The organism is Bacillus sp. EB106-06-01-XG163, assembly GCF_058791615.1.
On sequence record NZ_JBYTDS010000012.1, the window covers coordinates 117,079 to 124,380 of the forward strand.

Annotated in this window: 8 protein-coding genes and 1 pseudogene; 1 reads left to right on the forward strand and 8 read right to left on the reverse strand. The window is 46.1% G+C overall.

Annotation, left to right across the window (positions count from 1 at the left end; all coding sequences use genetic code 11):
- Window positions 1-54 precede the first annotated feature (54 nt).
- The 8 genes and pseudogenes from AC3WTF_RS14775 to rpsU form a co-directional block, all read right to left on the reverse strand.
- Window positions 55-1,014: a PhoH family protein gene (locus AC3WTF_RS14775; RefSeq protein ID WP_007408283.1), complete on the reverse strand. Its 960-nt coding sequence runs from the start codon at window positions 1,012-1,014 to the stop codon at window positions 55-57.
- Window positions 978-2,202: pseudogene (gene yqfD, locus AC3WTF_RS14780) on the reverse strand (sporulation protein YqfD). Before yqfD ends, AC3WTF_RS14775 begins: the two are co-directional and overlap by 37 nt.
- A 17-nt stretch (window positions 2,203-2,219) precedes the next feature.
- The gene (gene yqfC, locus AC3WTF_RS14785; protein WP_003152966.1) at window positions 2,220-2,501 is read right to left on the reverse strand and encodes a sporulation protein YqfC; all 282 of its coding nucleotides are present in this window, start codon (window positions 2,499-2,501) and stop codon (window positions 2,220-2,222) included.
- 56 nt (window positions 2,502-2,557) lie between these two features.
- Window positions 2,558-2,992 (reverse strand): YqfB family membrane protein, encoded by a 435-nt coding sequence (locus AC3WTF_RS14790; RefSeq protein WP_007408281.1) that lies wholly within the window; start codon window positions 2,990-2,992, stop codon window positions 2,558-2,560.
- 27 nt (window positions 2,993-3,019) lie between these two features.
- Entirely contained in the window at window positions 3,020-4,012 is a 993-nt protein-coding gene (gene floA / locus AC3WTF_RS14795) for a flotillin-like protein FloA (protein ID WP_007408280.1), read from the reverse strand.
- Between the two features lie 24 nt (window positions 4,013-4,036).
- Window positions 4,037-5,353, reverse strand: coding sequence for an NfeD family protein (locus AC3WTF_RS14800; protein ID WP_020956092.1), 1,317 nt, complete (start codon window positions 5,351-5,353; stop codon window positions 4,037-4,039).
- Between the two features lie 122 nt (window positions 5,354-5,475).
- Entirely contained in the window at window positions 5,476-5,922 is a 447-nt protein-coding gene (locus tag AC3WTF_RS14805) for a GatB/YqeY domain-containing protein (RefSeq protein ID WP_007408278.1), read from the reverse strand.
- A gap of 14 nt (window positions 5,923-5,936) precedes the next feature.
- Window positions 5,937-6,110 (reverse strand): 30S ribosomal protein S21, encoded by a 174-nt coding sequence (rpsU, locus tag AC3WTF_RS14810; RefSeq protein ID WP_003152957.1) that lies wholly within the window; start codon window positions 6,108-6,110, stop codon window positions 5,937-5,939.
- 171 nt (window positions 6,111-6,281) lie between these two features.
- Between rpsU and AC3WTF_RS14815 the strand changes: the two genes are divergently transcribed.
- Window positions 6,282-7,208: a Na/Pi symporter gene (locus AC3WTF_RS14815; RefSeq protein ID WP_007408277.1), complete on the forward strand. Its 927-nt coding sequence runs from the start codon at window positions 6,282-6,284 to the stop codon at window positions 7,206-7,208.
- Window positions 7,209-7,302: the final 94 nt, after the last annotated feature.

A 7,302-nucleotide genomic window follows, 5' to 3' on the forward strand; every position in this document is an offset into this window, starting at 1 on the left:
AGGAACACATCATATAAAAATGACCCGATAACGGGGGATCGGGTCATTTTTGCATTACTTTTGCTTATCATAAGCTTCAATAATTTTTGCAACAAGCGGATGCCTGACCACATCTGTCTGGTCAAGTTCAATCACGGAGATGCCGTTTACGTCCTTCAGCATGTCCTTCGCCACTGCAAGTCCCGATGTGACGCCTTTCGGCAGGTCAATTTGGCTTACGTCGCCCGTAATGATCATTTTAGAGCCAAAACCCAATCTCGTCAAAAACATTTTCATTTGAGCGGGAGTGGTATTCTGGGCTTCATCAAGAATCACATACGCGTCGTCAAGCGTCCGCCCTCTCATATAGGCAAGCGGGGCGATTTCGATAACCCCTCTCTCCATAAGACGCTCCGTATGGTCGCTTCCGAGCACATCATGGAGCGCGTCATACAGCGGGCGCAGATAAGGATCTACTTTTTCCTTTAAATCTCCGGGCAGAAAACCGAGGCTCTCGCCGGCTTCCACAGCGGGTCTTGTTAAAATGATTTTTTTAATGTGGCCGTTTTTTAAAGCGTGCACCGCTTTTACGACCGCCAAATAAGTTTTGCCGGTTCCCGCCGGCCCGATGCCGAACACCATGTCGTTTTTCTTCATCGCCGCCACATATTCTCTTTGGCCGATGGTTTTGACACGGATCGGTTTGCCTTTTGCCGTTTTCGTTATTTCCTCTTCATACATGCTTTCAAAATAGTCCAGTTCATCTTTTTTTGCCATTTTCACGGCATACAGCACATCACGTTCCGAAATCTCGATCCCCTTGCGAATTAAAGTAAGGAGCGAGCCCAATAATCTGTCAGCGATCTCAAATGTTTCATCATTCCCGGAAACGTAAATGGTTTCACCGCGTGTGATGAGGCTAATGCCCAGATCCTTCTCCATTAAATGTAAAAAGGCATCTTGGCTGCCGAACAAAGAAAGTGCTTCGTCCGGGCTTTTCAGTTTGTGATTAATCGCAAGTAAATGTTCTGCCATTCTTTAGTCTCCCTGAACAATAGGTGTGGTTTGAACGATATCTTCTATAACTTGGTAGAGAATAATCAACTTTACTTTACCATTCTCAACGGATTGGTGCAAAACTTTTTCACTTTCCACCTCTCCGCTGCCGTTTAATCGCTTTTCTACATCTTGTCTTCCCATTTTGATACCGGCCTGAACCGCTTCGCCTTTCGTATAAGTCCGCACGGATGTTTCACTTTCTCTTGTCTGTTCTGAAACGTAAGAAACCGGAAGCTTCATCCCCAGAAATTGAAACGGATGCTTTTCTTCCTCTGTTTTCGGATGTTTCAGCGGCTCCTCATTAAACCCGAAGCCCCAAAAAGGCACGCCCCATGATCCGAAAGACAGCTTGTGCTTCGTCCTTACTTTACCCGTATATAGCGTAAATGATGTTTCAAGGGGCACGGTTACTTCTGACTTGTACCATGTTTCTCCGTAAATTTCCGCTTTTGAGGCGACTTTCCGGTCTTCATTCCCGATCAGTCCTGAGACGAGGAGCTGTCCTTTGTCAACATGATCGTTCACAAAAGCCATCGGCTGCCCCTTTTGCACGAACATCCTTTTGATGACCGCCTTCTTTTTGGCAACGATATGGCGGGGGCTCACGTACTTTTCTTTTGTCGGTTCGTTTTTTTCGACCACTTTCATATGAAGGGCTGTCCCGTTCAATTCCACACCGACCCACGTAATATTATCGATGCCGTTTGTTAATGATTTTTGAATTTTTTCCGGCGTCATCATTAAAAATTGCAAACGGCCTTTTTTCACACCGATTTCTTCAAGGTGTTTTACCATCTGATGCTCGGTTTCTGGCTTGGCCCCTTTAATATCAATTTCCCAAATCATGTTGGATAAAAGAAACAATATAACAAAAAATATCACAAATCCCGCAGTGAAGCCCAGATTTAATTTTGATTTGAGAAGCAGAAAGGGAAGACCCTTTCTTTTTGTAAAGCTTGCTTTGCATTCATGTTTTCTGATGACTCTTCTGAAAGCATGTACATCTTGAAGCTGAATCATCAGCAGAACACAGTCTTGCTTTTTTTTCACCGCAAAGATGGCGATTCCGTTTCTCGTACATTCATTCAGCAGCCGTTCAATCCCTTTTCCTTTGACTTCCATTTGGACTTTACCCGAAAAAAATGACAGCCATTTGTTTTTCACATTATTTCCCCCCGGCTTTATGAATCGACATATCGTACGTGATCTATCGTGCCTTCCAAAAGGATTTCCTCAGGAAGGATTGCCTTAATGACCAAGTTTTTTCCTGATATGATACACTGCCCCTGCTTGAGCATCAGCCTGACTTCTTCTTCACTGAACAGCAGGAGGCCTCTGTGATTCTCTATGTAGATATGAAGTCTGCCGACCATCGTAATACGAGGCAGATCCATCATAACGTCCGGGGGAATTTCCAATGCTCTTGTCAGCCATGCCTTTACACGATTCTTTCTTTGCCCCATAAAAAAAGAACCCCCTTTCATCTCATATGTATGATTTGAAAAGGGGTTCTAACACTTTATTTTTTACCGATGTTCCGCATGGTCCGGTGCGGTTTTTTTGCACGGGGCGGACCCAAAACCTCACTGAATATAATGCCTTGGACCGCAGTTTCTTTATTTATTTTGAGGGCTGATTTCTTCAGAGACGCGTTTCGTGCGCGTGCGGATGTCAGCTTATGTTCGAGCCCGTTAAACATCTGCTCCGTCTCCGCTAGGCGCTTTTCAGCTTCCCTTCTTTTTTGCTCAAAAGGGTTCTCTTCTGAAACGGCAGGCAATTCTTCCGCTTCCGGCTTATGCTCTTTCTGCGGCTGTTTTTGATCCTGCTTTTTTGCCTGATTTCCGGGACGTGTACCCGGCGGACGTTTTTCATCTTTGTTTTTCTTGCCGAATATTGCCGATATAATGCCGATGACGGCGGCAATGACGAGCGGATTTGTCAGAATCTCGTGCATATAGCGGCTCCCTCCTTAATAGAGAGGTTATTGTTGGTCTTCATCTTGCTGGTCATTCGTCAGCTTGCCGATAGAATCCCTCATGTCCGTATCCGCGTCGATATTTTTTATGTTCATATAGTCCATGACGCCGATGTTTCCTTCACGCAACGCTTCTGCCATCGCAAGCGGCACTTCGGCTTCTGCTTCCACGACTTTTGCACGCATTTCTTCTACGCGAGCGCGCATTTCCTGCTCTTGGGCGACCGCCATGGCGCGGCGCTCTTCGGCTTTGGCCTGCGCAATGTTTTTGTCTGCTTCTGCCTGATCCGTCTGAAGAATCGCTCCGATGTTTTTGCCGATATCCACGTCGGCGATGTCAATCGAAAGAATTTCAAATGCGGTGCCTGAATCCAGCCCTTTGCCAAGTACGGTCTGCGAAATCATATCAGGGTTTTCAAGCACTTTTTTATGATTGTGTGAAGAACCGATTGTCGAGACAATCCCTTCTCCGACACGGGCGACAACCGTCTCTTCTCCCGCTCCTCCGACAAGGCGCTCAATATTGGCTCTAACCGTGATTCTGGCTTTTGCTTTTACTTCAATTCCGTCCATGGCGACACCCGCGATAAACGGTGTTTCAATGACCTTCGGATTAACGCTCATCTGTACGGCTTCCAATACGTCACGCCCGGCCAGGTCAATGGCTGCGCAGCGTTCAAATGACAGCTCAATATTGGCGCGCTGTGCCGCAATCAGGGCATTGACCACCCTGTCGACATTACCTCCGGCCAGATAATGGCTTTCGAGCTGATTTGTTGTTGCGGATAGGCCGGCTTTGTGCGCTTTAATTAACGGATTGACAACGCGGCTTGGTATGACGCGCCGCAGCCTCATCCCGACCAAAGTGAAAATGCTGATTCTGACTCCTGCCGCAAGCGCCGAAATCCATAGCATCACCGGTACAAAGGTGAAGAATATGGCTAACACAATAATGGCAGCAGCAACTAATGCTAAAATCGCCAAACTTGACAGTTCCATCTAATTCCTCCTCAAGGTTATCATCTATATTTCTCTCACGACAATGCGTGAGCCTTCCGCTTTCACTACTTTCACCTGTCTGTCTTTTTCAGTGAATGATCCTTCCGAGACGACATCCAGACGTTCATCATCAATAATGACGGTGCCTGACGGTCTGAGGGCTGTAGCGGTAACGCCGACTTTTCCCAACAGCTCCGTCCGGTTCTGATTTGAAACATAACCGCTCTCCGTGCTTGTTGAATCAGTTAATATTAATTTTTTAAAGAATTTCATTCGTTTCCCCAACACCCTTGTTAATATGATAAAGGCTGTAATAGACACAGCAATGGCGATCAAGAGAGAAACCGCCATGACGGTAAAGCTGCCCGCAGCGAGAAAGAGGCTCGCGATGACGCCTGCAATACCGATAAGACCGATTATGCCTCCGGGCAGAAATATCTCTAAAAGGATAAAAACCAAGCCCGCGCAAAATAAGAATACGCTGTCATAGCCGGCGAATCCGGCAGCGATATGCCCCGTGAAAAACAGCAGCATGGCCGTCAGTCCGACGGCACCCGGTATCCCGAGGCCCGGCGAGAACAATTCAATGGTCAAACCAAGCAAAGCAAGCGTTAATAAGACGGGGACAACAAACGGATTTGTCAGCCATCTGCCCAGTTTGCCGATGAAACCTTCTTTTGCATGGTGAACATCCGCTTTGTCAAAACCGAGCTTTGTATATAAAGCATCAAGGTCTGAAACCGTGCCCTCCGAATATCCGACTTCCTTGGCTTTTTCAGCTGTCAGTGTCAGCAGTTTTCCCTTTGGGGCGCCCGCTTCCTTTGCATTAATGGCGGGATCTGCCATGGCTAGGGCGTATTTCGGATTTCGGTTGTTTTTAACCGCTGCGTCCTCCATTTCTGCATGCCACAGTGATTGGGCCTTTTTGTCTGCCGCGTTTCCCTTTCCGTCGATGATGGCTGCGGCACCCATTTTTCCGCCCGGCGCCATATAGATTTCATCTGCCTGAAGCGCTATATACGCTCCGGCAGAAAGCGCCCGTTTATTAACGTAAGCGGTAACAGGCACATCCGCGCGGCCGATGATATCCGCAATATCCAAGGCTGATTGAACGGCGCCTCCCGGTGTATTGATGTCAAGAATAATGTGTGACGCGCCGGACTCCTTCGCTTCTTTGAAAGAACGCGATAAAAACGAGGCGAGCCCCTGTTCGACATTTTTCTCAACCGGGATGACATAAACCGATGGGTGATCAGCTTTCGCGTTCAATTGAACCCCTAATAAAGATAATACAAATAAGCCCAATAGAGCAACAGCAATTCCGGTTTTTTTTCGGAACAAGGCAAATATACCCTCCTTCCCGTTTCGTTCTTCTTTATATACGTAACAAATGTACTTTAGTTTCATTTTTTTATGTATAAAAAAAGACATCTCTCAAGGAAAGATGTCTTTTTTCTTGTCAATTAAGATAATTGACTGCTGACAAGTCTGTTAATTACACTGCCGTCAGCTTTACCTTTTACTTTAGGCATAATAGCACTCATCACTTTGCCCATGTCCGCTTTGGAGCTCGCACCGACTTCAGCGATGGTTTCATTTACGATTGTCTGCAGCTCTTCTTCAGAAAGCTGCTTCGGTAAATAAACTTCTAAAATGTCCAGCTCTTTTTGAACTTTATCTACTAAATCTAAACGATTAGCGTTTGAAAATTCATGGAGGGAGTCTTTACGTTGCTTAAGTTCACGAGATAGGACAGTAAGTTCCTCATCCTCGGTCAAACTGTCTTTCTTAAGCTTAATTGCTTCGTTTTGAAGTGAAGCTTTCACCATTCGAACGACAGTCAGTTTGTCTTTCTCACGGCTTTTCATATACAGCTTCATATCTTGGTTAAGTCGCTCAAGAAGACTCATAAATCCACCCTCTTTTAGAATTTGCGTTTTCTAGCAGCTTCTGACTTTTTCTTGCGCTTTACGCTAGGTTTTTCATAAAATTCGCGCTTTCTTGCTTCTTGCAAAGTACCTGTCTTTGATACACTGCGTTTGAAGCGACGAAGAGCATCTTCAAGCGATTCGTTTTTTCTAACGACCGTTTTTGACATTCTCTTTCCCTCCCTCCGAATACACCAATCGACTACCTTTAAAAAGATACATATATAAACATGTACTTTGACATTATAATATAAGCCATCAGTCAGGTCAACTAAGCGAGCTCACTTTTCCGTCATGAATAAAGCTGCTTGTCTATATAATGATGGAAAGGGGTGTTTCATTTGATGATACTGATTCTCTTTACCGCACTTATCCTGGTTTTTTTACTCGGAATGAGCCTGCTCAGGCAGGGGCTGATCGCCTTAACGTATTCAAAAATTGAGAAGAGCCTGCTCTTATTTACCGACCACCCTTTGAAAGCTTTTCTCATAAGCATCGTATTCACCGGTTTTCTTCAGAGCAGCTCAGCCTTCATGGTCATTGTCATCGGCTTTGTCAGCGCAGGCGCTTTATCTTTTAAACGGACCATTCCGATGATTCTCGGCACGAATGTCGGCTCCACGTTTACGACGGAGTTTTTAGCCATAAAGATGGATGTGCTCATTTGGGTGCTTTTTATCGGAGGCCTTGTGTTTATCCTCCTCCGTAAATATCCGTTCAGGCAGATCGGCATAAGCTTCCTCGGTCTCGGCATCATCTTTTTTTGCATTACATGCTTCAGCCGGCTTGCCGTTCCGCTGACAGAAATGAAGGCGGGGGCGGAGGTTTTGCGACATGTGAATGATTCGAGCTGGTCCGCTCTTTTTATCGGCATGATATTGACGGCAATCATTCATTCAAGCTCCGTCTGCATCGGCATTTTGATGAGTTTTATGAACGAAGGGGTGATCGGCATTGAACAAGCGGTCAGCGTCGTTCTGGGATCTAATATCGGGACATGCGTCACGGCCGTCATGGCTGCTGTTTCAGGCGGTTATGCCGCCAGACAGACCGCCGGTGCTCACGTTGTGTTTAATATTCTCGGCGTGCTGCTCGTATTTCCCTTCCTGTCCGCATCAGCAGGTTTTACGGAGCGCCTGTCTGATGATCCCGCGCAGATGATTGCGCATTTCAGCCTGTTATTTAACGTAGTCACCGCCTTATTGTTTCTGCCGTTCACACATTTGTTTTACCGGCTGATTGACAGGCTGATTCCTCCGAAACCGTAAAAAAACCGATGCGGGAAGGGGACTGCCCCCCGTTTTTGAGACAGGGGTCAAAACACCTTTTAAACAGCCAATTGCCGATAGTTTATCGGTGATT